The organism is Bombilactobacillus sp. ESL1197, assembly GCF_058107145.1.
Genome location: NZ_JBYLTY010000001.1, coordinates 414644 through 437772, shown reverse-complemented (window position 1 = coordinate 437772; position 23129 = coordinate 414644). Strand labels below are relative to the sequence as shown.

Genomic DNA, 23129 nt, shown 5'->3' with positions numbered 1-23129 from the left:
AATTTTTTGAACTGCTTTTTGGAAAATAGTCTATAAAATCTGGCTTCGCTTACAAAATCAATTTTTGCTTAACATCGTGAAATATTTTACCACAAATACTCATTTTATTATTTTACTTAATTTTATTTACTAGATTACTTGCCTAGCAGTAGATATAGGTTTATAATACCTTAGCTTTCCAGATTAATTAATGCAATATTTTTAATCAAAAAATATTTTTCCTAATCATAATGTAATAAAAATAGGTGAGATAAGATAAATGACCAAAAAAATCAATTTTATATTCTATTTATTATTCATAGTCTTTATTAGTAGCAATTTCTCAACTAAAGTTAAAGCTGATCTACTAAAACCACAAACAGGCGCCGATGCACAACTAATCAGTGCTGTTAACCAACAGACTCCTAACACCCAAACTACTAGTCCATTACAAGCATCCCCTTTACTGGATAATCCCGCCCGCTCGGGCAGCGCTTATCCGGATATGCCCCAATATTCTGATATGGATGAAATTATCTACGACGGAACAAACCCCGATGTCGGCAATACCTATACCGTATATGTTTCGACACCCAAAGCTTTTTTAGAAGCCGTCTATGATGACCAAGCTCCAGGTGGCGTTTCACATATTGACCACATTATTTTAAAAAATAATCTGGATTTATCTAATGCCGGTGTGTATGGCTTTAGCGGTGGTGGCTATAGTTACGACTTCACGCGCCACTTCAAACTAACCATTGACGGTGCAGGCTATACGCTCAATTTTGGTTACAATAGCATTGCGCTAAAGGGTAATAACGCGGGCTTAGTGACCAGCAACTTATATAAAGAAGACTGGACTTTAAAAGATGTTAATTTGTTTAGCTCTTCATACTGGGGACCCATTGCAGGTAATTCCGGTAATTCACAAAATGTTGATTTAACCGATAACGCGGCGATTCAAGCCGCTGGCGGTTACACCCAAATCACTTATGATAATGTCAATTACGTGGGTTCACAAACCCATAACTCACTGAATGGCGTCGGCACGACTGCAATTATCATTAAGAATCGGGTTAGTTTGTCCTCCGTTCAAAAATATAAGTACCACGATAAAGTCTACACAACTGACTCCGACGGTAACCAACAAATCTTCGAAGCTTCGCGGATTACTTTTGATAAAAACAGCCATTTCTCCGGCTATACCTATAATGGCAACGGGATTGAGTTAACAGGGCCCAAAAACAGCGTGGTCTTAAAAGATGGTGCCCAAGTTTACCTCTACCCCCACGGCCAATCAGGTGAAAATAGCGGTTTTGGCTATGTGGAAAATCATAATTACGCCTTAGTGATGCACCCATCAGACTCTAATGCCACTTCTGATATTGACCTTTACGGTAATTCGCAATTAAATATTATTTCTAACGATGCTCCCGCCAAAGGCCAGTACTCTGACGGCACCAATGCACTGCGCAGTACCACTAATTTAGCTGGTGCCATTTATGTTTCTGGAGCCAGCAGTATTCACTTCCACAAAGAAGCCAGTGGCTCTCCCATTATTCGCCTGCAAAGTAATGACCAAAGTACCATGGATTACCAAACAGATGCCAACAATTTATTAGATGACCAAGGCAATATCAAGGATACCTCCGCGCAAGCCGTCGGCGATGCCGCTAGTTACGCTTCTAATCACGGTGCCGACTACGGCAAATATATTACGCCTGATAGCCCCAATGCCAAAAGTACGCTCAATCACAGTCTCCCCTTAGTCGATCTCAACGGCGGAAATATCACATTAGATCACGGGACTTTTGATGTGCAGTCTAATAACTTACACGACTTTGGCGGTAGTGGTACTACCCTAAATCCCCGATTTGGTAATTTAATGCGAATTGGTTCCAAAATGAACATTACCATCAAAAAAGATGGCGTTTTTAAATTACACGAAACCGGCACCAAACAAACAAGCAATAGTATGAATTTATTAGATACGGATGCGGGCTTAAATTTGAATATTTATAACCCTAAGGAAATCATGCTAGATTTAGGTAACAACGATAACGACAATGCTCATATCGTCAACGTTGAAGGTGGTAATGACAGCAGTGCGGGCGGTGACGTTATCGTCCAAAACACGACTTTTAGCGCCCAAGGTAATCCTTCACCAATCACTGGACCATCGCAGTCTTTAGGAACTGCTAATTACCCCGAACTGACCCTTGATAAAGTTCCAGTCCAAAGAATCGATGTCCCGTTTGCTTATTGGGCTATTCCCGCCACCTTATTCCAATCTGGTAACAAACAAATTTATGCTAAACAAGCGGATTTAATGCAACTAAATCAAGGGTTAAGCATTATGCACGGCAAAGAGTTTCACAAAATCGTCTTTGGCAAGCTCGGGAGTCCGACCATCACCAATCACACCGCGCAAATCATCCCTCACCAAGATGCCAGTGAAGACATGCATATCAAAGGCAGCGTCCAACCCTACAGCGATGATACCCAAGAAAGTTTTAACCCCACTCCACCTTTAATGCACCTGGTACTCAATCGCTTAGGTCAACAATATGACTTAGGGACAGTGACCAACTCCCAGCAAGCCTATGGAATCAAAAATGCTAATACAATTTTGCCGGTTACCCCCGGAATGTTGCTGGCCGACGATCAAGGCGTGCAAGATGGGGTGGCTGATCCGGATAATCTCGGTTCCTTAGTTGATAGTGTTGATGCCATGCCGCAATACGTTGCCGACACTGCCATTAAGTGGACCCCTGATGCAAAAGACTCGACCGTGCAAAATTACGATATCGATTTACAAAAAGTGTTAGCTAATTACAATACGCTGCACCCCACAGCTCATTTAGAATTTAATTCCAGTGATACTTTGCAGTTAAGTGCGGTGTCGAATTTTCAAGAAACGCCTAAGCAAACCATCGGGGTTACCAACCTTTCTTTAGGAATCCCCGATAAAGTGGATCAATATTTAATTGGTGATACGGTTAAAGTTCCCCTGACTTATTTTGATGGTGATGCAACTGCTAATAACATTAGTATTACGGGTCAGGTAAATGACGGTCGCAACGTTGATTTACAAAAGCACATTGCAATCACTTCGCACAAGGAACCCATCAAAGATTCTTCTTGGCAAATTGATAACATCACTAACCAAGCCGATAGCGATACCTCGACTCACCAACTACAGTTCCGCGGTCAAGATGATGCCAGTCCTACAAACGATTATCCACTCAAAAAAGAAGACCAGGCTACTTATCAATACAAAGTCTTGCCGTTTCCTAAGTACTCAGTTACCAAAACTGTGAAAAAGATTAACAAGGGACAAAATACTATCAGTCGGGGCGCTAATCATTTGCAAACCACTTTTAAACCGATGGGGCAACATGCTTTAGACACGGTTCAATTTAAGCTAGGTAGTTTAACTTCTAATTCTACGGTAGCAACAACTAGTCCGCAACTGACATTTACTGCGAAGACTCCTGATGACCAAAAATCCATCCAAGTAGCGACGAATTCCAAAGATACCTATACCTTAACGGGCAAGGAATTTGGCTTTAGTGACGGCCAAATTCCGGCTAACACCACTTTCACAGTGGAACAACCACTGCAAGTTGTCGGTAAGAACAATAGTCGTTTAACTGGTCACAGTGACCAATTACTGGCGGTTGCTGCAGACAAAAGCACTCATTTTTTAGGCCAGAGTAAAATTCTCAATTATTTAATTACTGAACCAGATATTGAATTAGATGTTCCTCAGCAACTAGGTTTTAGTGTGATTTTAAAGCACCAAAATCAAACGATTTTTTCTAATACGCCTAGCGCTACTGCCAAATTAACGAATCACACTAAAAGTGCCACTAACGTTTCTCTCTTAGCCAGTTTCAACGGTAATAAAATTTTGACACCCTTAATTTATTATCAAACCACAAAGAGTGCCGCCGCTTTAGCTGATCCTGCAACAATTTTCACTGGCACACTCACTGCCAATCAAAAAAAGGACATTCAGCTTAATCCTTCCACTGCTACTAAGCAAGGACTTGCTTTAAAGATTCCAGCCAACGACACTGCGTTAAAACCTGGATCTCAGGGCGGTACGTTGACTTGGACGGTGCAAAACAGCTTAAAATAAATAGTTGAGTTTTAACTAGACCAACTGCCAAGCTAATATTATTAAAATAATATGTAATGTGTTACAATTAATAATGAAAAAGGGACTGGTGCTAACACACCAATCCCTGAACGATCCGCTTTAAAGGCGGTGACTAGTTATTTAAACAATTTTAAATCGCCCTATAACTTGCCAAAGTTACTGTAGGACGGTTTTTTATTACTTTTTGTGGTTCATGATTGTGGTAACTAATGTGCCAAAAGCAATCATCAATACCAATATCTGATAGGTATTCAAGTAAGACTGGATATCCTTTCCGTTGATTCTTCCGTATTCTCATACGCAAGCACCTCCTTGAGAACAAACAGTCGCCGCCCATAAAAATTATCGCATTAATTATTTTAGCACATCGATTAGCGTGAACCACTTATTAATTTTAGAAAATGATTTTTCCCGAATAATATGTTATTATAATGTTGAAAAAGGGATCAGTGCTCCAAACACTAATCCCTCAGCGATCCGCTTTAAAGGCGGTGACTAAATTATAGAATTTATTTGATCGTCCTATAACTCGCCAAAGTTATTAATAGGACGGTTTTTTGTTACTTTTTGTTGTTCATGATTGCGGCAACTAGTGTGCAAAAAGCAATCATTAACATTAATACCTGATAGGTATTCAAGTAAGACTGGATATCCTTTCCGTTGATTCTTCCGTATTCTCATACGCAAGCACCTCCTTGAGAACAAACAGTCATCGCCCATAAAACTTATCGCATTAATTATTTTAGCATATCGATTAGCGTGAACCACTTATTAATTTTAGAAAATGATTTTTCCCGAATAATATGTTATATTGGTAATGAAAAAGGACTGGTGCTGGTACACCAATCCCTCAGCGATCCGCTTTAAAGGCGGTGACAAATTGTTAAAAGACTACAATCGTCCCTAACTCGTCAAAGTTAACATGGGACGGTTTTTTATTACTTTTTGTTGTTCATGATTGTGGCAACTAGTGTGCCAAAAGCAATCATTAACATTAATACCTGATAGGTATTCAAGTAAGACTGGATATCCTTTCCGTTGATTCTTCCGTATTCTCATACGCAAGCACCTCCTTGAGAACAAACAGTCACCGCCCATAAAACTTATCGCATTAATTATTTTAGCACATCGATTAGCGTGAGCCACTTATTAATTTTAGAAAATGATTTTTGCTAAAGAATATGTTATATTGGTAATGAAAAAGGACTGGTGCTAGTACACCAATCCCTTAGATAAGGTTGCTAAGACAGCAGCTACTAAATTTTGGTAAATTTAATAATCGCTAGCCTTGCACGGCTAAGGCGATTATTTTTTTGTCTTGTTTTTCAACTTGACAATTTCTACAACCGTACGTACTCCGTTAACAAAACTGTTAACTAAATACGCAATGGCTAGTAGTTTCAATCGGCTACTCCCTTCCTTAGAATTGTGTTTACAGTTATTACACCATAAGCACCACCCCATTTCTGGAATAGCCACCGCCTTAGCATTTACTTTATCTGAAACCATTTTAACATATTGCTTAATCTCTTTTCATTAAGTAAAAAGCCCCTTTAAGGGGCCCAACAAAACACTACCAACCACTACTGCTCGTGATTTTTATTTGTTCTTAATTTTTAAATGGATCAATATATTCTTTTTTACTAATACTATATTGGATCCGATCTTCCATTTCTTGATCGCGTATATATTTGGCGATCGTCTTTTGATTTAATCCTACAGTACTTGCGTAAAATCCCCAAACCCCAAAAACTAAGGTTGCCATAATTATATTCTAAATTGGCATGTCGTTCATGAATTATGACTGCTCCCCTTACTTAGAGTATTTTTCTACGATATTTAGGCGTAAAAATAATGTGATAGGCTATTAATATCTTGTTTCAAGATTAGAAAAACTCTCTTTCGATAACAGTATTAGTTGGTAGCCAAAAACTGTTATATCGAAAGGGAGTTTTTAACGCTAAAGCTATTTCTGACCCCCACAAGTAAAACTTGTGGTTTATTTTCATCTTATATAAGCCAAAAAATCCAGCTCCAAATCTGCTAAAAATTTGGAGCTGGATTACATTTTGAGATTTTTCTATTGCTAAATACTTAAGGGTACAAAAATATTATAGCATGTGTTATCATTGATACTGAAAAAGGGATTAGTGCTGTCACACCAATCCCTTAGCGATCCGCTTTAAAGGCGGTGACAATTGTTATAAAACTATTTTAAATCGTCCTATAACCTGTCAAAGTTAATGTAGGACGGTTTTTTGTTACTTTTTGTTGTTCATGATTGCGGCAACTAGTGTGCCAAAGGCAATCATCAACGTCAATACCTGATAGGTATTCAAGTAAGACTGGATATCCTTTCTGTTGATTCTTCCGTATTCTCATACGCAAGCACCCCCTCGAGAACAAACAGTCACCGCCCATAAAACTTATCGCACTAACTATTGTAGCATATTACTTAAACTGCATGACTTTTCAATTTTGAAAAATGATTTTTGCCAAAAATGTATTGAAAAAGGGACTGGTGCTAGTACACCAATCCCTGAACGATCCGCTTTAAAGGCGGTGACTACGTTATTAAGACATTTTTAATCGCCCTATAACTTGCCAAAGTTAGAGTAGGACGATTTTTTGTTGTTCATATCAAAAGCTCCAATGACTTTTGGTTTATTTGAAATGCAATTACCAACAATCATTTTTAATTCATCAACGAATTAGTGATTGACCACGTCAATTGTCCCTGATATTGACCACTTTGAAGGTTAAGCAAAGCCGTGCGCAAATCTAACATCAATCCAGCTACTTGTTGCCCATTAGCAGACCACCAAGCTTTTGAAATATCTGTTGTGTCAATCTTAGGCGTCTGAATAGTATCAACAGTCGCTGTTTTACTATCTACCAAAGTATCATTGGTACCTACTGTTTCTAAAGCGCCATTACTTCTTTGCTGATATTTCAAAACATTACTCAACAAATCGTCATTATGATTCGTCAATGGTTCTGATAACCTAACTAATAATTGCCAATTAGGCTTTTGGGTAGTGTCCACCACTTGCAAGTTTTGGTTGGATGAACTCTCAGGCAAATGGTTTAATTGTCTACTTTGTGAAATAATCTTAGTGCCAAAATCTAAATTATTAGGAACACCTTGCAGCATTAGGCTACCGACCTCGGTATATACTATCTTGACTTCAACAGGATTAGCACTTGGTTTGGAACCATCAGCATTCGCGACTGATTGATAGGTCACTGAAGCAGGGCGTGTTTTTAAATGATAACGATGATATTTGGTATAAATATCGTCCGGATAATTAGTCGTATCTTGGGCAAGATTCAAAGTCTCGCCTACCGAACCATAATAAGAAGCCGCGGGTCGGTTGCCGGTTTCCTCAGCGTTAGGTAACGGATTACCATTTTGGTCAACCGTATCCACCGTAATTTTACTATTTTCTCTAATTGTCAACTGCGCCGTGGTAACTCGGGGATTAATCGTCGTAAATTGGCCACCACTATCAACCCCATATAGGTAGATTTGATGTCCACCTTGTTTCGGTATAGCTAATGTCTTGAGATCAGAATCAACTTTAATTTGAGCTGGGTAAGTGGTATTAATCGGAGCCGAACTAGTGCCCGAGAAAGCTGTTAGTTGCTGACACTTTTTGATATCTGTTAAATTAACCAACTGCTTATCAATAGAGTAATACAGTGCCACGGTCGTACTATCAGGATCTTGAACTCGAACATCAAACTCAAATGGCGGTAATTGGTTACTATTCCAATCTTGCGCATAGGTGTAACTGGTTTGAGTCGGTGTTAATGTTGGCGCAGTGTTGGCCCACTTTCTTTGCCAGACTAATGTTTCGGGCAGAATATGATTGGTTGCTAAATGACTATTTAAACTATCACTGTTCGAATAAATGGTACCTGCCGGGGCAATATCACTGCCGCCAGCAACGCTTTGCCAACCACCTACATTTTCATATTGGTAACCATTGTAAGTTGAGATTTGTCCTGCTTGGGGCATTGCTAAATCCGGAGAATTCGTAAACTTGGTATCCGTACCTAATTGTAGTTTCCACAGTTTCAAATCCAAAGTGAACATTTGAGTCATGCCGGTCAAATGAGCAGTGTTAAAGGAACTTAAATTCAAAGTTTGCAAATTAGAACACCCATAAAACATGTAAGACATATTCGCGACTTTGTTAGTGTCAAAGGTGCTTAAATCCAAAGTTGGTAAGTTATAACAGCCATAAAACATATACGACATATTAGTAGCTGATGAAGTTTTAATTTGACTAACATCCAAACTGGTCAAATGACTGCACTGATTAAACATTGACTTCATTAACGTTACATTACTCGTATCAAATCCCGCACCGAAGGTGATTTTTGACAAGTTGGAACACCCATAAAGCAGCCATCCCATATCAGTCACTTTACTAGTTTGAAAAGAACTTAAATCTAAATTACTTAAGCTGGAACAGCCGTAAAACATTGCTTCCATATTAGTAACTTTGCTTGTAGCAAACTTCTGACCAAAATCAATCTCCGGTAGCTTAGTACAATTATAAAACATGTAGCTCAGATTAATTACTTGACTCGTGTCAAAGTTATTACCAAAATTAATATGCGTTAAGCTGGAACAGTTATCAAACATATAACCGATGTCATGATTATTACTGGTATTAAAACTGCTCAGATCAATATCCGTCAAACTTGCACAATCGAAAAACAAGCTGCGCATTCCTTCTATATTATTAACATTCACAGTCTTAAAATTACTTAAATCAACTTTCTTTAATGAAGTACAACTTCGAAATAAATTTCCCATCATAGTAGCTTGACTAGTATCCAAGTTTGTTAAACCAACAATCTGCTGTAAATTAGTTAAATTAGCAAATAAATAAGAACAATCACTATTTGTTTTCACGCCGGGGGCAATCTTGACAGTGGTAATCTGGTCGCGATAAGCAATCCAAGGACCGCAACGATTCCGGTAAGTGCCATTAGGATCTTCACCAGGCATTGTATTGTTCACGGTTCCTATAGTTCCAGCATTAATATTTAAAATCGTATTGTTATCAGATAAATACCAATAACAACTGCCCAACGTACCCGAAGTAACCGCAGTTGTTGGATCAGCTTGAACATTAATGACATTGTTCAACGTTGGAGCCGGTGCAGGGGACCGAGTTAAATTCTGCGGTACAGATAATAAATGCAGCACTGGCTGCGTGGTTATAGTTGTTGAACTCTTAGTATTACTTTGCTGTTGAATGCGAGATGTAGCTGCTTGTCCCCGCTGAGAAGTCGCTAATACGACCGTGTGCTGCGAGCATGCCCAGCTCATCACGAATAACAACAACGCAGTTATGAGCACTAACTTGCCAGATTTAAACATTTCCTGCACCACCCTTCTCTCGTTAATCGCCCCGTTCAGGATTGATTATTTTTACTTAAACAGTGTTTAATCCAAAGTTGCCATCAGATATTTTTAAGTCTCATCATTAATAATAGTCAGATAATATTTAATTCTTTTAAATGTTGTTTTTATCTTTTACTCTAAAATAATTAATCAAATTATATATTTATTCACTCGCAAAAACTGAATAATACATAATTTGATTCAAAAAATAAGATTTATATTATTAAACTTCGAAGAGATTATAGCACTCATCTATAACAAATAACAAATATTTTCCAATTTTTTCTAATAGTTAATTTTGAAATGTTTTTTGACATTTTTTAATTAGATTGCTTTTTTAAATATTTGTTGATGATCAATGCCGACGGCTGTAAATTAATATTGTCATCCAGAGTTAACACAACAGCACTCACAGCACAAAAAAGGCTAATTGCTTAATCCAAGAATTAAACAATTAGCCCTTTATTTTCGGTTCAATTTTACAGCGAATTAACCATCGACCACGTTAGCTTTCCTTTATAATCTCCCGGTAAAACATTGCGCTGCGCGTGTAATTGCCACTGGTTAGCTCCCACTAAATCAGTCAAATCAATCCCACGTTCATTAATGCCGATACTCGTACCAGAACTAGGGGCAATCTTGGCCACCTTAATACCACTGCTTAAAACTGGCTGTTCTTGATATGCTAATAACGACGTTCCTTGTGGTGTTAAGCCAACTGAACCGTTTGTTAATCTTTGACTACCAGTATTATCATAAGCTACTCGAACCTCATAACCTTGAGCGGTCGCATTTTGAAAATAGCTATTAACTTTTAACGCTCCCTTGGTAGCACGATTAGTCACGGATTGTCCTGCATTCACGACTTTACCAAAATCAATCGTCGTCGGTACCTCAGTAAAATAAGCCAAATTAGCACGCTGCAATATTAATATTGGCGCGCTAACAGTATTTCCTTGCCCAGAATTGAGAGGTGCTGAAGCATTGACATTATGTTGTAAAGTTTGATAACTACTATTATGTGCTCCAGATAAATCCCCTACGGCTACACCAGTAATCGTTAAATGCAAGTGATCGCCCGCTTTGAAAGCTTCTCCGCTGCGCTTTTTAACTACAATTGTTTGCGGCCAATTGGCATTTGTCTGATCTGTCATATGAGTAGTTACTAAATCAGTATTATTAATGCCGTCGCTCGCAAAAACATAATTAGCAAACTTCAAACCAGCACTGGCTTGTGTTGTAAAGACTAGCTGTGATGCCGTGGCCGTACTATCCGCAGCAATCTGATAGTCTAAATAAAAATCAATCGTATCTCCGGGAACATAATAATTGGTTGGTAAACTGCGCGTACGATCCACCGCGGTTTGCGTTAAATTGGCAGAAAAAGTTAATTTTTCAACTGGAATACTCAAAGTGGAACCATAAAAATCACTGGTTGGATGACTACTTAAATTCTGTTCTATGGCTGTCGCCTTAGGCGTCGTACTTAAAGTTGTTCCATTAGCACTCGTATTAATTGTCCCCAGAAAAGTAATCTTTGCCTTTTGGTTATCCTTGAGTACAATTGCATCAGCAGGGCTCAATTGCAGTCCTCGATTAGCAATATTATAAGCAACCGTTTTGTCCTGACCATTGGCGTAAGTAATTTTAGCACTTGTAACTTGGAAATCAGTGGGGAGCAAATTACTTAAGTTGGTGGTTTGATAAGCACTCGCAAAACCATCATTACCTAAAGTCACATCAAACTCAATTTGATCTTGGGGATAATTTTTGCCATCACTCCGGGAAACGTTGCGCCAAGTTTCTGTCAACCATGGTTTAGAATACGCACTAGCATTAATTCCCAAATCAACCGCGTAATGCTTAGTTTGACCAACCGCCAAATTAGTTACTGGCCACAGCAGAGCATACGCTGAATCGGGATAGGAACCGCCGCTTTTTGGTAATAACTCAGAGCCAGCAGGATAACTACCAACCTCTTGACCAGTAGCATTGGCTAAACTACTGCCCTTAAACACGGCAGTGCCATAAGCAAAAGTACTGACTCCACTCGTATTGCACTTGATATAATCGCCATAAAAACCTGCTAGCCAATGCGTAGGACCATCAGTGACATCAGTATTAATATTTAAGCGATGATTTGGCGACTGGATATACATGCCCCGGTTATCCCCCAAGGCATAAACCGGTACCCGGTCACTAACATAAGAGCCAATCTGATCTTCATTTTCTAACTTCGTATCTTCCCCTTCAGCTACCACATAATTTTGTAACGTCGTTGAAACATTCTTAACATACAATTCCTGAGCTACGCCACCATCTGAGTAACGAGAAGTCCGCAACACTTCTTCCACTTCCAAAGTCCCAGAACGTAAGTATCCCATAATCTTAACTGCCTGGACTCTTCCACTGGCATCTTTAGAAACAAAATACGTCAAATTAGACATCGTTTGTAAAACTCCCCCTGTTTGGCCAATTGAGGTCGTCGTACTATCTAATAAGGCATAATCAACACTGGTACTGGGACCAATACTGACACCACCATAGAAAGCTTGAATATTGTTGGGAGTTCCGTTATCTTTTTGACCATCATGTAAGAAGATATTGGCCTTGCGGCTAGCAGTTAATTGACCCGAAATCGTAAGATCACCCCAACCACCAAAGGTAAAACCCATATTGACACTTTTACCTTGATTATTCGTAACAGCAGACGTTTGGCCGAGCTCAATCCGGTTTTGAGCCGGCGACCAAGTCAAGCCATCATCAATATCTGTAGCTTGTGGCGGATTAACTGCCAAATTACTGACAGTAATGGTCGGCGCCTGTAAAACTTGATTATTCGGTAACGTAACTGACCCCACTTGTTTGACCAGCGGGGCAGTCACATCATTGGGATCAGCATTAACATTATTAACGTGTAGTTGCAAAATCAAAGCCAAACTAAATAATAAAATTACTATTGATAAAATTTTATCGTTACGCATTAGCCTCACTATCCATAATATATTTTAGAAAATATTTATTCAAAATATAATTATCAAAATTACAGCAGCAGTTATACTTTTATCGATAATAAAACGCCTAAAGATGGGGATTACATCAGTTTTTTGTCAGTATCATTTGTTAAAGTATACCATGAATCACGAATTTTGTTGAGTAATATATTCATTATATCTAATATATTTTTATATTTAATAAATATAAAAATATTTAGATTTAATTACTGATTATTCTTTTTAATGCAAAATATTAAAGTAAAACCATTATTATGTAACATTTGAATTAATTCATTGGTTTTTCTAAAGCATAAAAAAACGACTGTGGCTTTTTTGAACCATCAGTCGTCTTGTTTATCTCTTAAATTTTAAGCTTGTTGCTCGTACCAACGCCATTTACTTTGAATAATCTTCTCACATAAATCAGGATAACTAATCCCCACGGCAGCCGCTTCACGCGGAATCAAAGAGCGCGGCGTCATGCCCGGTAGTGAGTTAGCTTCCATGACGTAAGCCCCTTCTTCACTTACCAAGAAATCAATGCGCCCGTAATTTTGCATATCTAAGGCCGCAAAAGTTTGGCGCGTCAACTTTTCTAAAACTTGCGCTGTTTCATGATCCAACTCGGGTGGTGTAATGAATTGCGTTTGGTTATTGTCTTGGAACTTATGCTGAAAATCATACCAACCAGTCGTCACCACAATCTCCACGGGTGGCAAAACTTCGCCATCAATAATGGCCACCGAAAATTCGCGCCCTTGGATGTACTTCTCAATCAAAGCTTCCTCGTCAAATAAAAAGGCATCCTCTAAGCTCGCCGCCAAATCCGCATATTCGCGCACAATGTGCGTACCTACACTCGAACCACCATTAGCCGGTTTTACCACAACTGGAAAACCAAACGGAATGTCCGCTGGAGCGATTTGCGTGGTTTTGGTCGTTATATAAGGTGCCGTAGGAATTTGATTTTGCACAAAAACTTCCTTAGAAAACTTCTTATTCATTGCCAGACCGGAAGCTAAGGGACCGCTACCCGTGTAACGAATATCAAAGACATCTAACACAGCTTGGACTTTGCCATTTTCGCCATCTTCACCGTGCAAACCAAGATAAACCAAGTCAGCAGCTTGGCAAATCTGGAGCACATTTTTGCCAAGTAAGCCACGTGTGCCATCCGTGCGCAAAGCATTAATCTTTTCATCTGTGAGCACTTCATCATCAATCACTAACTTGGTCTCATCCGCTAATTGCGTCGTGAAAAGATCTTCAACCTTCTGATTGGCCGCTAGTTCTTGACCCAAGAAAGAATCCACCAAGGCTACAGAGTAGCCTTTAGAGCGTAAAGCATTGGTAATTTTGACACCAGACGATAGTGAAACATTGCGTTCGGTGCTGCGGCCACCGGCCAAAACAACTATTTTCATTTGTTTAACTCCTTTAATTAAATTGAAGTTCATTTATCGGTCGTACTTAGAACCTTGAGTATAACACATTTAATTAAAGAACCAATAGAAAATCGTTCATCCCGGTAGCTATCTACCACTGAAAGGTTTAGTGATAGTAACTCCAAGCAGCATAAATTCTAACAATTTTTCGCTGGTCATTGACTGAATAAGTTTGTCATTACATAAGTACTCTTTGCGCGAAAGTAGTCAGTAATTTGTTAAGTTGTTATAATAATCCTAGATCCCCATGAGGAGGAAAACACCATGAAATTACGAACACGTTTATTAACCTTATTGACTGTGTTAATTGGTGGCTGGTGGCTAACGACGACCACCACCCAAGCGGACAATAATTGGGACACCCCGGTGATGACCTTAGGAACTTCATTGTCCAACGCCCAAAAGCAAGGGACGATTGACGTTTTATCGAATCAAATTCAAAATAAAAACTTTCAACAAATCACCGTCACCGGTGCCACGTTAGTGCAATACCTCAATCCGGCAGGCGATAACTTCACGGAGCAATCAGGCGTTTGGTCTTCGGCTCTAATTGAAAAGACCAGCCGTGGTTCGGGCATTAACGTCCAAATTTTAAAATATGACGGTCACAATAACATCACCACGATCACTGCTAATCAATACCGTAATGCGGCTTTAACTGCCGGGATTAGCGACGCTAATATCTACGTCACTTCGGCCACTCCGATTGATGGTTCGGGTGCCTTAGCTGGTGTTTACGCCGCCTTTGCCCAAAATGGCCAACAACTCAATGAGAATCAAGTCGCCGCAGCGCAAAATGAAATGGGAACGTTAAGCCAAATTAGCCAACAAAATAAGGGTCAACAAGGCTACAGCGATACCCAACTCAACAACGCGATTGCGCAGGCAAAGAGTCAAATGGCCAAGATTGGGAATAACGTGACAGTTAATCAAATCACCAATATCGTCAACAACACGATTCAAAATAATAATCTGCAAAACATTATTACTGATAATCAGAAACAAAAAATCATTAACTTATTGGTTCAAATTCGGGATTCCGGTGCTTTAAAAAATGGCAACTTTCGCCAGCAGGCCAATAAATTAAGTTCAGATATCAAGAGTCATGCCCAAGATTTATTTAACAAAGTCAATACTCCCCAAAACCAAGGCTTCTTACAGCAATTGTGGACTAAAATCGTCAACTTCTTTCAAAATTTGTTTTAATTAATATGTTAAAAGGCTAGGTATCAGTCAGCAAGACAGCGACTTTGATCCTAGCCTTTTTTATTAAATTAATTATCTTCATGATTAAATAAGCGGTTTTTATAATAAGTGAAAAATGATTCCCGACCGGTGATAATGGAACCTTGTCCCGCCATGCCATAATGTAAATTAGCAATTTGTGCTGCTGGGACTTTTGCCAATGCTTCAACGACATAATAATTACTCTTACCCACAGTCACCGGCGCGACACTAATGGTTTTAATGCGTCCGCTCAAGACAATGGGGGTCGGCACATTGCGACTGATTTTAACTCGTAAAATTTGCTGGCGCCGTACGGTTGAAATATCATTGGGCGCAACATAAGCCTGCAATTTGAGTGGTTTTTGGACCGTCAACGGCGGATAAATTTGAGCCAGCGGATTGCCCGTGCCCACCAATTTATTACGCTGATTGGAATTTAACACGTGGACGATCCCCGTAATCGGTGCTTTAACTTTCAAATCATGCGTGGAATCTTGAACTTCTTTGAGTTTTAAATTATTCTGACTTTGCTTTTGTTTAAGATCTATTTGTTGCTGGGAACAGGATTTCAATTGTTCCGCTTGTAAACTAGCTAATTTTTGCTGATTAGTTGCCACATCGTATTGACTACTATCAAAATCGCTTAACTCTAATTTTTGCTGAGTCGTCGCTTGAATGCTGTCTTGCAACTGGTCAATTTGTTGCTGAATATTGGTTAAAGCATCTGCTTGCGCAGTGCTCGGATCTTGGGTTTGTTTGGCTGTGAGATAAGCTGTATATAAATAACGATAAGTGGAATTGCCCGGATCAGAGCCTTGCTTAATCGCTTGGGCAATATTTTGATAAGCAGCCAATTTGGTTTGCGCCGTTTGTAAACTAGTATTTAAATTCGCGATCAACTTATTCTTTTTGGCAGTATTCGTTTGGGACTTTTGTTGTAACAACTCATTTTCCAAGAGATATACTTGGCGTTGATTTTGATAACTGTGATACAAATCCTCATAACCAAATTGATCCGTCTGGGCAAACAAATCTTGATTTTGCTGCAGGCTATTATTCAAAGTGGTGAGTGCCGTTAACTGTTGTTGAAATAACTGTTGTTGTTGCCGTAATAAAGTCAACTGATGCTTTAAAGATTGGGACTGATAAGTGACCAATAGCTGCCCCTTATGAACGTGTTGTCCTTCTTTTAAATAATCATGCGTAATTTGATTATTACTCGTCGATTGTAAAATGGAAACTGCTTTGCCCGAGGCGACTTGACTAGGCGCTTTAATCGTAATTTCACGTTGACCAAGCAAAGAAAATAAAATTACTAACACAATCAAAATGGCCACCGGCACAATTAATAATGTCGAAAAGTTATTAAAGCGCGCATGATAAAATTCACTACTCTCTAATTGAGACTCATCCATTTAAACCACCTCCCGTTGCGTTTAATAAGCGGAAGTATTCGCCTTGTTGGGCGACTAATTCTTGGTGCGTTCCTTGTTCAATTAATTGGCCCTGTTTTAAAACGACAATGTTATTGGTTTTTTCCGCAATGGCTAAGCGGTGGGCGATAAAAATCACCGTTTGTGGCAATTTTAAGAGTGCCGCCACCAACTTAGCTTCCGTAATAGCATCTAACCCACTGGTTGATTCGTCAAAAATCAAAACTTGCGCCGGTGATAATAATGCCCGTGCAATTGTTAAGCGTTGCTTTTGCCCGCCAGATAAAATATCACCATTTTCATCAAGTTTGGTTTCATATTGTAAGGACATGTGTTCAATGTCGGATTGAATTTGCGCCACCGCACAAGCTTGGCGAATGTCTTCAAACGTAACCCCCGGGCGATTGCCTAATTTGAGATTCTCCAAAATCGTCCCCGAAAAAACATACGGATCTTGTGGTACATAGACAATCTGGTGCCGCAAAGCGGTTTTATCAATTTCTTGGACGTTATGATCATTAATCAACACTTGTCCTTTGGTCGGTTCAAAAAAATCAACTAATAGTTTGACCATGGTGGACTTGCCCGAGCCACTCATCCCCACGATTGTTAACTTAGAACCCGCTTGAATTGTTAAATTGATTTGGTGCAAAACGTCTTGACCGTAACCATAGCGGTAGCTCACATTTCGCAATTCTAAATCACCATGCAACAGTTCTTGTTCTTTCAGCGGACGTTCTTGATTAAACTCCGATTCCACCAAATATATTTCGTTGAGTCGATTATTAGCTACCTTGGCACTTTGAAGTTTGGGTTGCAGGTTCACAATATTTTGCAGCGGATTAGTAAAATAAGTCAGTAAGGCGTTAAAGGTCATTAATTGGCCGACTGTCAGCACATTTTTGACCACCAAATTGGACCCCACCCATAAAACTACGACGCCGAGTCCCAATTGCACAAAGAGCTTGAGTGCTTGTTGTAATTGATCAGCTTTGGTATATTTTAAATTTTTTTGGAGTAAATCCACAAATTCATGATCAACTTTTTGATAACTCTGTTCTTCGCTCGATAATGACTTGATCGTTTCAATTCCGTGCAAGTCTTCAATAATGGAAGAATCTAACACTGCACTGCTTTCCATTTGCTTGCGATTCAAGGTTTCAAACGGTTTATTAAACGCCCAAATAATTACGATATAAATCGGCAACGCAATTAATGTAATTAAAAATAAAGTTCCGTTTTGCAGCGTTAAAACTGTTCCCATAATAACCACGATGGTTAAATCTAAGCCAATCGAAATAATGGAACTCGCTAGCGCATCAATAATTTTGTTGGCGTCATTAAACCGTGAAATAATATCGCCCGTTTTGCGCGTGGTAAAAAACGACATTGGCAATTCAAAAATATGGCGCACATAGCCTAAAATAATCTCAATTGATAGTCGCTGACCTAAAATTGCCAGTAAAAAATTTTGTGCATACGAAAAAATCGCCTGAAAGATGTAAGCCACTACTAACCCCAGTGCAATAATTGATAAGGTGTGAATCATATTGTTGGGAATATATGTATCAATTAAACTTTGGAGAAAATACGATCCCAGAATACTGATTAACGTCACTAATAGTGCGGCTAAAATAATGTTGACTAATAACTTTTTTTGCTTGAAAATTACGGGCAAGAATTGTGCCAATGAATTCTTTTGTTGGTCTTTCACCGGCTGATACGTTGGTTTGGGCGCAAAAAACAAACTCACCCCCGTCCACTCTTGGTTAAACTGCTCGTAAGTCATCTTTGTAACACCAACATCTGGATCGGGATCAGCAATCAACACGCCTTTCTGTTCTGCCTTGAGCACGACATAATAATGTTCCAAGGCTTCATCTTTCACGACGTGCGCAATAAACGGATATGGGACATCCTTCATTTGAAATAACGAAGCATCAGCTTGCACGGCTTGAACTTCCAAGTCAAAATGTTCCGCGGCCTTTTTTAAGCCAAGGGCTGTGGTGCCTTCATTCGTTGTCTTAGTAAAAGTGCGCAAACGCGCTAAGGAAAATTCCGAACCATAATTTTTCAAAATCATGGCTAGAGCTGCAACACCACAATCTTCTTCATCAACTTGAGGAATATAAAGTTTTTTGGGATTCATCAACACACTCCAACTTGTCTTTAAATTAAGCTAAATAATAATTTAGCAGATTCTAGACATTCATTAAAATGAAAAATCTACTAATATACTTAATGTAAAACCATTTTTCTCAAAGTACAAGCTATCTGTGACAGACATTATTACCTAGGAAATATTAATGACAAATAACTTAAACAGTAAAATATTTTAAATCCATAATATAATTTTGAAAGACGCTTTAAAAGCTACTATAAAAACATCTTAAAAGTCGTTATAAAAAAGAAGATTTTGAAAAAGTATATAATTTGCCATTGAACTTGGGTGAATCGTAAACCGGAGCGTGATTTACATATTAAGCCAGATTGGTTATTGATGCTGGTTCACACGTAGAGCTTTTCAGATAATTAAATACATTAAAAATCCTGCCTAGCTAACAAGCTAAGTAGGATTTATCAATTGCAGTAAAATTACAAAATCAAAAATAAACTAATACTAAAAATAATGTATACGACCGTTTTGCCAATGTTTGTCCAATAAAATTTTGTTTTGTTATCAGCTTTAATTGAAGTGTGGGCAACTTTAGTTTTCCAAAATAAAGCTGTCCAAATTACGGCACCAATAATGTAGACACCAATTAGGACTACGAACAAAATATGATAATTGCTTTCCGACAAATGGGCTACATTTCTCTGCAAAATTACATTGCCTAAACAAATTGCTAAAGTCCATAACATTAAATTAACGAAATCAGAATTTTTCTTAGAATGGATTGTTTGCTTCATCTCCATGCCAACGTCAGTAAAGGCACCATCTTTTTGAGCCATTTATTACTTCCTCCTAATAATAAAATTATAACAGTCTCTAATTTTTATTTTTTAGCACCTTTGATGTCGACCTTCATGAAGAAAATTAGCAATTCGCATGACTGATGAATATACAATCCAGATAACTAGTAGAATTAATAATAAGTTGCCAACCGTTTCTAATGGAATTTTTAAATTAAAAAATGGTTGTGTCAAACTATGCAATGAAAGTATCATCAACACAATATTGAAGACGATTTCTATAAAAATTTAGTACGTTGCTTCATCAAAATCACTCCAAATTTTATTCAGGTAAATATGGTTGTAAACCAGTCAACTTTTGCCGGAAATTTTGTTGATCATAAACATAGTCAATTGATAAATCAATCGTAATAGTTTGCGAATTTTTTAAAGTTAACGTTAAATTAATTGGATTCTTAGCAGCCAGCATTCCTGGCAAGAAAGCCCCGTAAGCAGTGGAAACTGGCAGTGGCAAATTAACATCAGTAAATTTATCATGGCGCCCTTGAATTTGATAAGATGACACCTCATCAATTGCAACACTTTGTGGTTTTTTAAAAGGCAATAAAACTAAGGAAATCCGATCACCAAAACTAGCTGTAGGATAATAATAAATTCTCTGCTCATCAACTTGTAAATAACCATCTAACGTGGCAACTTTCCGCGTATAATTTAAAATCATCAAAATAAAAACTACTACAAATACTGCGACACCTAAACCCACGTTCCAAACAGATCCAACAAACAAGCCAAACACTGCACCTATTAACAAACTCATTATTAATGGACGATATAACGGTTTACGACCAAAAGTTAACATAACTAAACTCCCCCTTTTATTTATAAATAAAAATTTAAAAATAAAACACATATATTAAGCATTAAAGATAAGGTTATTACACTAATAAATAATTGATCATATAGTAAAGTATATACTGGTTTGCTTTATGACTAAAAAACTATACGCTATAATTAACACGCTTTCATTATAAAATTCAAGTTATTAATTTGCAAGATACATTTAAAATAGGTTCTTTATATCAAAATCAGCTTTCTAACCATAACCGTAATTAATTATCCAAGTTTTTCTAAAATAGAATTCTGATTTTTCAAAAAGAGCAGTGCATCCTTGTCATTAATACTTTTATAAACAGAATATGCTTTTTCAAAATTTCCCATAGATAACAAAATTTGAACAATTAACGCTTGTAAATTACCAACATCTTGTTGAGTATCCTCATATGCCAAATCATTATCTAAATTATTGATATCTTTAGTTAAACTGTTTAGTAAGGTACTATAATCTTCATCAAGTTTTATTTTCTGAGATAAATAATTTAAAAGTATCAAGTTTGTATTATTTGGAAAAATCATTTTTCCAATATTAGATACTTTATACATAAAATCAATCCTCTGCAGCTTTAAATTAAAAACAGAATACCTTAACAGCAACGATTTAGTATAACCACCTACTTTTATGTTACTTAAAGTGAAATCTTTATTTACATCTAGTAACAAAAATTTTTTAAAAAGCCGATCATATTTTTCCGGATCTTTAATTAATTCATTAACATCGTATAAAGAAAGCCATCTTGGATTTGATGGTTCAAGTTCAGACATCTTATGAAGTAATTTTGAATATTTGTTTGACTTATCAAATTTTTTTATCTCTTCAGTTCTATTACCCATATTTTTTACTTCTATTGTCGTCTTAAGTGTGACTTTTTTACTAACACTTCTAACTTCTTCGTGCACTAATCCATAAAAATATTTATTTTCTTTTATAAATATTCTTTCAGGAGTCACATAACTATCAGAAAACTCATTGCATTGGTGAATAGTAAGCACGGTATCCTGACCATACAAATAACTTAAACAAGATAAAAAGAGTTTAAACTCTTTAGTTTTTATAGAAGATAATATATACTCATCAGAATCTAAGATAAATATCCAATCATTATTGTTTACTTTTTCAATATTAATGTTTCTCATTTTAGCAAAATCGTCTTCCCAGCTTCTTTCGAAAAATTCCATCTTCTTATTTAAATGAGATACATCATATAATTTTTCTATAGTTCCATCAGTTGAACCTGTATCCATAACTATTATTTTATCAGTAACTTTATCTAACCGTTTAATCACATTTGTAATCATATCAACTTGATCTTTAACCATCATGCAACCCACTATATTAATAGATGAATAATGTGAAATTACATACTTTAATAATTGTTCTTTTTTCTGTAAATTAAAATTTTCAATCAATTTTTTTACTTTTTTAAAGGACTTAACTTCCAAAAACTTTTGAATAATATTCAATAAATCCATAATAGTCATAAAATATGACCTCCAAATAAAAATAAAGGCTTGGCTATGAGCCAAGCCTTTATTGAAATGTAAACTCGTTAATATCTTGCTCCAGTATATCCTTCAATAATGTCTCCAAAATGGCTTGCCCATTTACCCCAAGCATTCCATTGATTCCATTTCTTTCTAGAAATACCACCTTGAATATTTGAAAGTTCCTCATCCCCAAGTTGATTGCTTAGATTATTCAGTAATGTGATATTATCATTATTCTTTTTCATGACATATCCTCCTTAAAATAATTTTGGATAATAAGATTAAAATTCATCACTCATTAACCAAAATTAATTATTATTCATGAGCATAGATATAACAAGCTAGAGATCAAAGACATCCAAAGCTTATAGCAAAAGACATAACTATTATTCAATTAAATATGTAAGCATTTAACAATCTTCTTCCATAACAATTAAAATGATAGATTCTTAGTTTTTTGTTATATAATTAATAATAGGAGATGAATTTAAAAGTGACAATCGGTGAGAAAATCAAATCGAATCGGCAAAAGCTGAATTTAACCCAAGAACAACTGGGACAAAAAATAATGGTTTCGCGAAAAACTGTTTCTGGTTGGGAAAATAATCGTAGTATTCCGGACATTAATACTTTAATTGACCTCAGTAACTTGTTTGATCTTTCCTTAGATTATTTAATTAAGGACGATGCCGTGATGTTAGGTCATTATGAACAACAAGAAAAGCAAACTAAAAATAGTAGCAAGTCACTAATCTATTTATATTCACTCATCATCATATCTGACATTTTTATTTATTTGAGGATATTCAATATTATTTCAGCTCCTAATTTAATTGGTACAGTTGCCTTAATAATATGCACATTTATATACTTGATATTATTTTCAAATTGGAATAGGCTAAAATCCAAAAAAATATTTGTCACAACAATAATCTTATTTCCATGCTTATTGGCTATTAATTCTTTGATCCTTATAAAGAGTAACTACTTTTCAAATTTGATAATTAAAGATGTTTCGTATTCGTTTGGAGCGATGACAGCTGGATTGATAATAGTTTTGCTATTATCTTTGTCAGAAATAATAATTATAGAAATTTACCCTAATTACAGATAAGACTACAAGTATAACGAGTAAAAAAATACAGCATAATATATTAAGGAAAATCG

Annotated in this window: 16 protein-coding genes and 2 pseudogenes; 4 read left to right on the top strand and 14 right to left on the bottom strand. The window is 37.1% G+C overall.

From position 1 onward, the window contains the following. Positions 1 to 259 precede the first annotated feature (259 nt). Entirely contained in the window at positions 260 to 4123 is a 3864-nt protein-coding gene (locus tag AC3B6B_RS01825; RefSeq protein ID WP_489757005.1) for a pectate lyase-like adhesive domain-containing protein, read from the top strand. Between the two features lie 151 nt (positions 4124 to 4274). Here the strand turns inward: AC3B6B_RS01825 and AC3B6B_RS01820 are convergent, their stop codons facing one another. The 8 genes and pseudogenes from AC3B6B_RS01820 to AC3B6B_RS01785 all read right to left on the bottom strand — a co-directional run bounded on the left by AC3B6B_RS01820 (position 4275) and on the right by AC3B6B_RS01785 (position 13986). Continuing rightward, positions 4275 to 4442 (bottom strand): hypothetical protein, encoded by a 168-nt coding sequence (locus AC3B6B_RS01820; RefSeq protein ID WP_489757004.1) that lies wholly within the window; start codon positions 4440 to 4442, stop codon positions 4275 to 4277. A gap of 224 nt (positions 4443 to 4666) precedes the next feature. Beyond that, complete coding sequence (locus AC3B6B_RS01815; protein ID WP_489757003.1) at positions 4667 to 4825, bottom strand: hypothetical protein; 159 nt, start codon at positions 4823 to 4825, stop codon at positions 4667 to 4669. Between the two features lie 222 nt (positions 4826 to 5047). Beyond that, positions 5048 to 5203 (bottom strand): hypothetical protein, encoded by a 156-nt coding sequence (locus AC3B6B_RS01810; protein ID WP_489757002.1) that lies wholly within the window; start codon positions 5201 to 5203, stop codon positions 5048 to 5050. A 550-nt stretch (positions 5204 to 5753) separates the two neighbouring features. After that, positions 5754 to 5943: pseudogene (locus AC3B6B_RS01805) on the bottom strand (IS200/IS605 family transposase); the annotation flags it as partial. Between the two features lie 415 nt (positions 5944 to 6358). Continuing rightward, positions 6359 to 6526, bottom strand: a complete 168-nt coding sequence (locus AC3B6B_RS01800; RefSeq protein ID WP_489757001.1) for a hypothetical protein — start codon at positions 6524 to 6526, stop codon at positions 6359 to 6361. A gap of 313 nt (positions 6527 to 6839) precedes the next feature. Continuing rightward, positions 6840 to 9542, bottom strand: a complete 2703-nt coding sequence (locus tag AC3B6B_RS01795; RefSeq protein WP_489757000.1) for a BspA family leucine-rich repeat surface protein — start codon at positions 9540 to 9542, stop codon at positions 6840 to 6842. A gap of 503 nt (positions 9543 to 10045) precedes the next feature. After that, positions 10046 to 12550 carry a hypothetical protein gene (locus AC3B6B_RS01790; RefSeq protein WP_489756999.1) on the bottom strand — a complete coding sequence of 835 codons (2505 nt, stop codon included), beginning with the start codon at positions 12548 to 12550 and terminating at the stop codon, positions 10046 to 10048. 380 nt (positions 12551 to 12930) lie between these two features. After that, complete coding sequence (locus tag AC3B6B_RS01785) at positions 12931 to 13986, bottom strand: D-alanine--D-alanine ligase family protein (RefSeq protein WP_489756998.1); 1056 nt, start codon at positions 13984 to 13986, stop codon at positions 12931 to 12933. 285 nt (positions 13987 to 14271) lie between these two features. Here AC3B6B_RS01785 and AC3B6B_RS01780 point away from each other — a divergent pair, with 285 nt between their 5' ends. Then, positions 14272 to 15213 carry a DUF1002 domain-containing protein gene (locus tag AC3B6B_RS01780; protein ID WP_489756997.1) on the top strand — a complete coding sequence of 314 codons (942 nt, stop codon included), beginning with the start codon at positions 14272 to 14274 and terminating at the stop codon, positions 15211 to 15213. Positions 15214 to 15281: 68 nt separating this feature from the next. On the opposite strand, the gene AC3B6B_RS01775 is transcribed toward AC3B6B_RS01780, so the two are convergent. Then, on the bottom strand, positions 15282 to 16649 hold the full coding sequence (locus tag AC3B6B_RS01775; RefSeq protein ID WP_489756996.1) for a bacteriocin secretion accessory protein: 1368 nt from the start codon (positions 16647 to 16649) through the stop codon (positions 15282 to 15284). Continuing rightward, positions 16642 to 18816, bottom strand: a complete 2175-nt coding sequence (locus AC3B6B_RS01770) for a peptide cleavage/export ABC transporter (protein WP_489756995.1) — start codon at positions 18814 to 18816, stop codon at positions 16642 to 16644. The genes AC3B6B_RS01775 and AC3B6B_RS01770 overlap by 8 nt, the downstream gene beginning before the upstream one ends. Before the next feature lie 237 nt (positions 18817 to 19053). On the opposite strand from AC3B6B_RS01770, the pseudogene AC3B6B_RS01765 reads away from it, so the two are divergent. Beyond that, positions 19054 to 19170 (top strand): annotated as a pseudogene (locus tag AC3B6B_RS01765) (type II toxin-antitoxin system mRNA interferase toxin, RelE/StbE family); the annotation flags it as partial. Between the two features lie 92 nt (positions 19171 to 19262). Here AC3B6B_RS01765 and AC3B6B_RS01760 read toward each other — a convergent pair. The 4 genes from AC3B6B_RS01760 to AC3B6B_RS01745 all read right to left on the bottom strand — a co-directional run bounded on the left by AC3B6B_RS01760 (position 19263) and on the right by AC3B6B_RS01745 (position 22207). Then, positions 19263 to 19619 carry a hypothetical protein gene (locus AC3B6B_RS01760; RefSeq protein ID WP_489756994.1) on the bottom strand — a complete coding sequence of 119 codons (357 nt, stop codon included), beginning with the start codon at positions 19617 to 19619 and terminating at the stop codon, positions 19263 to 19265. A 283-nt stretch (positions 19620 to 19902) separates the two neighbouring features. After that, positions 19903 to 20439, bottom strand: coding sequence for a hypothetical protein (locus AC3B6B_RS01755; RefSeq protein ID WP_489756993.1), 537 nt, complete (start codon positions 20437 to 20439; stop codon positions 19903 to 19905). A gap of 254 nt (positions 20440 to 20693) precedes the next feature. Further along, positions 20694 to 21956, bottom strand: a complete 1263-nt coding sequence (locus tag AC3B6B_RS01750; RefSeq protein WP_489756992.1) for a glycosyltransferase — start codon at positions 21954 to 21956, stop codon at positions 20694 to 20696. Between the two features lie 68 nt (positions 21957 to 22024). Continuing rightward, positions 22025 to 22207 carry a hypothetical protein gene (locus tag AC3B6B_RS01745; RefSeq protein ID WP_489756991.1) on the bottom strand — a complete coding sequence of 61 codons (183 nt, stop codon included), beginning with the start codon at positions 22205 to 22207 and terminating at the stop codon, positions 22025 to 22027. A gap of 248 nt (positions 22208 to 22455) precedes the next feature. Here AC3B6B_RS01745 and AC3B6B_RS01740 point away from each other — a divergent pair, with 248 nt between their 5' ends. Further along, on the top strand, positions 22456 to 23076 hold the full coding sequence (locus AC3B6B_RS01740) for a helix-turn-helix domain-containing protein (RefSeq protein ID WP_489756990.1): 621 nt from the start codon (positions 22456 to 22458) through the stop codon (positions 23074 to 23076). Positions 23077 to 23129 lie beyond the last annotated feature (53 nt).

Bases quoted from the DNA above. Each gene is read 5' to 3' on its own strand.
- AC3B6B_RS01825 (WP_489757005.1), top strand. From the start codon at position 260: ATGACCAAAAAAATCAATTTTATATTCTATTTATTATTCATAGTCTTT.
- AC3B6B_RS01820 (WP_489757004.1), bottom strand. From the start codon at position 4,442: ATGAGAATACGGAAGAATCAACGGAAAGGATATCCAGTCTTACTTGAA.
- AC3B6B_RS01815 (WP_489757003.1), bottom strand. From the start codon at position 4,825: ATGAGAATACGGAAGAATCAACGGAAAGGATATCCAGTCTTACTTGAA.
- AC3B6B_RS01810 (WP_489757002.1), bottom strand. From the start codon at position 5,203: ATGAGAATACGGAAGAATCAACGGAAAGGATATCCAGTCTTACTTGAA.
- AC3B6B_RS01800 (WP_489757001.1), bottom strand. From the start codon at position 6,526: ATGAGAATACGGAAGAATCAACAGAAAGGATATCCAGTCTTACTTGAA.
- AC3B6B_RS01795 (WP_489757000.1), bottom strand. From the start codon at position 9,542: ATGTTTAAATCTGGCAAGTTAGTGCTCATAACTGCGTTGTTGTTATTC.
- AC3B6B_RS01790 (WP_489756999.1), bottom strand. From the start codon at position 12,550: ATGCGTAACGATAAAATTTTATCAATAGTAATTTTATTATTTAGTTTG.
- AC3B6B_RS01785 (WP_489756998.1), bottom strand. From the start codon at position 13,986: ATGAAAATAGTTGTTTTGGCCGGTGGCCGCAGCACCGAACGCAATGTT.
- AC3B6B_RS01780 (WP_489756997.1), top strand. From the start codon at position 14,272: ATGAAATTACGAACACGTTTATTAACCTTATTGACTGTGTTAATTGGT.
- AC3B6B_RS01775 (WP_489756996.1), bottom strand. From the start codon at position 16,649: ATGGATGAGTCTCAATTAGAGAGTAGTGAATTTTATCATGCGCGCTTT.
- AC3B6B_RS01770 (WP_489756995.1), bottom strand. From the start codon at position 18,816: ATGAATCCCAAAAAACTTTATATTCCTCAAGTTGATGAAGAAGATTGT.
- AC3B6B_RS01760 (WP_489756994.1), bottom strand. From the start codon at position 19,619: ATGGCTCAAAAAGATGGTGCCTTTACTGACGTTGGCATGGAGATGAAG.
- AC3B6B_RS01755 (WP_489756993.1), bottom strand. From the start codon at position 20,439: ATGTTAACTTTTGGTCGTAAACCGTTATATCGTCCATTAATAATGAGT.
- AC3B6B_RS01750 (WP_489756992.1), bottom strand. From the start codon at position 21,956: ATGACTATTATGGATTTATTGAATATTATTCAAAAGTTTTTGGAAGTT.
- AC3B6B_RS01745 (WP_489756991.1), bottom strand. From the start codon at position 22,207: ATGAAAAAGAATAATGATAATATCACATTACTGAATAATCTAAGCAAT.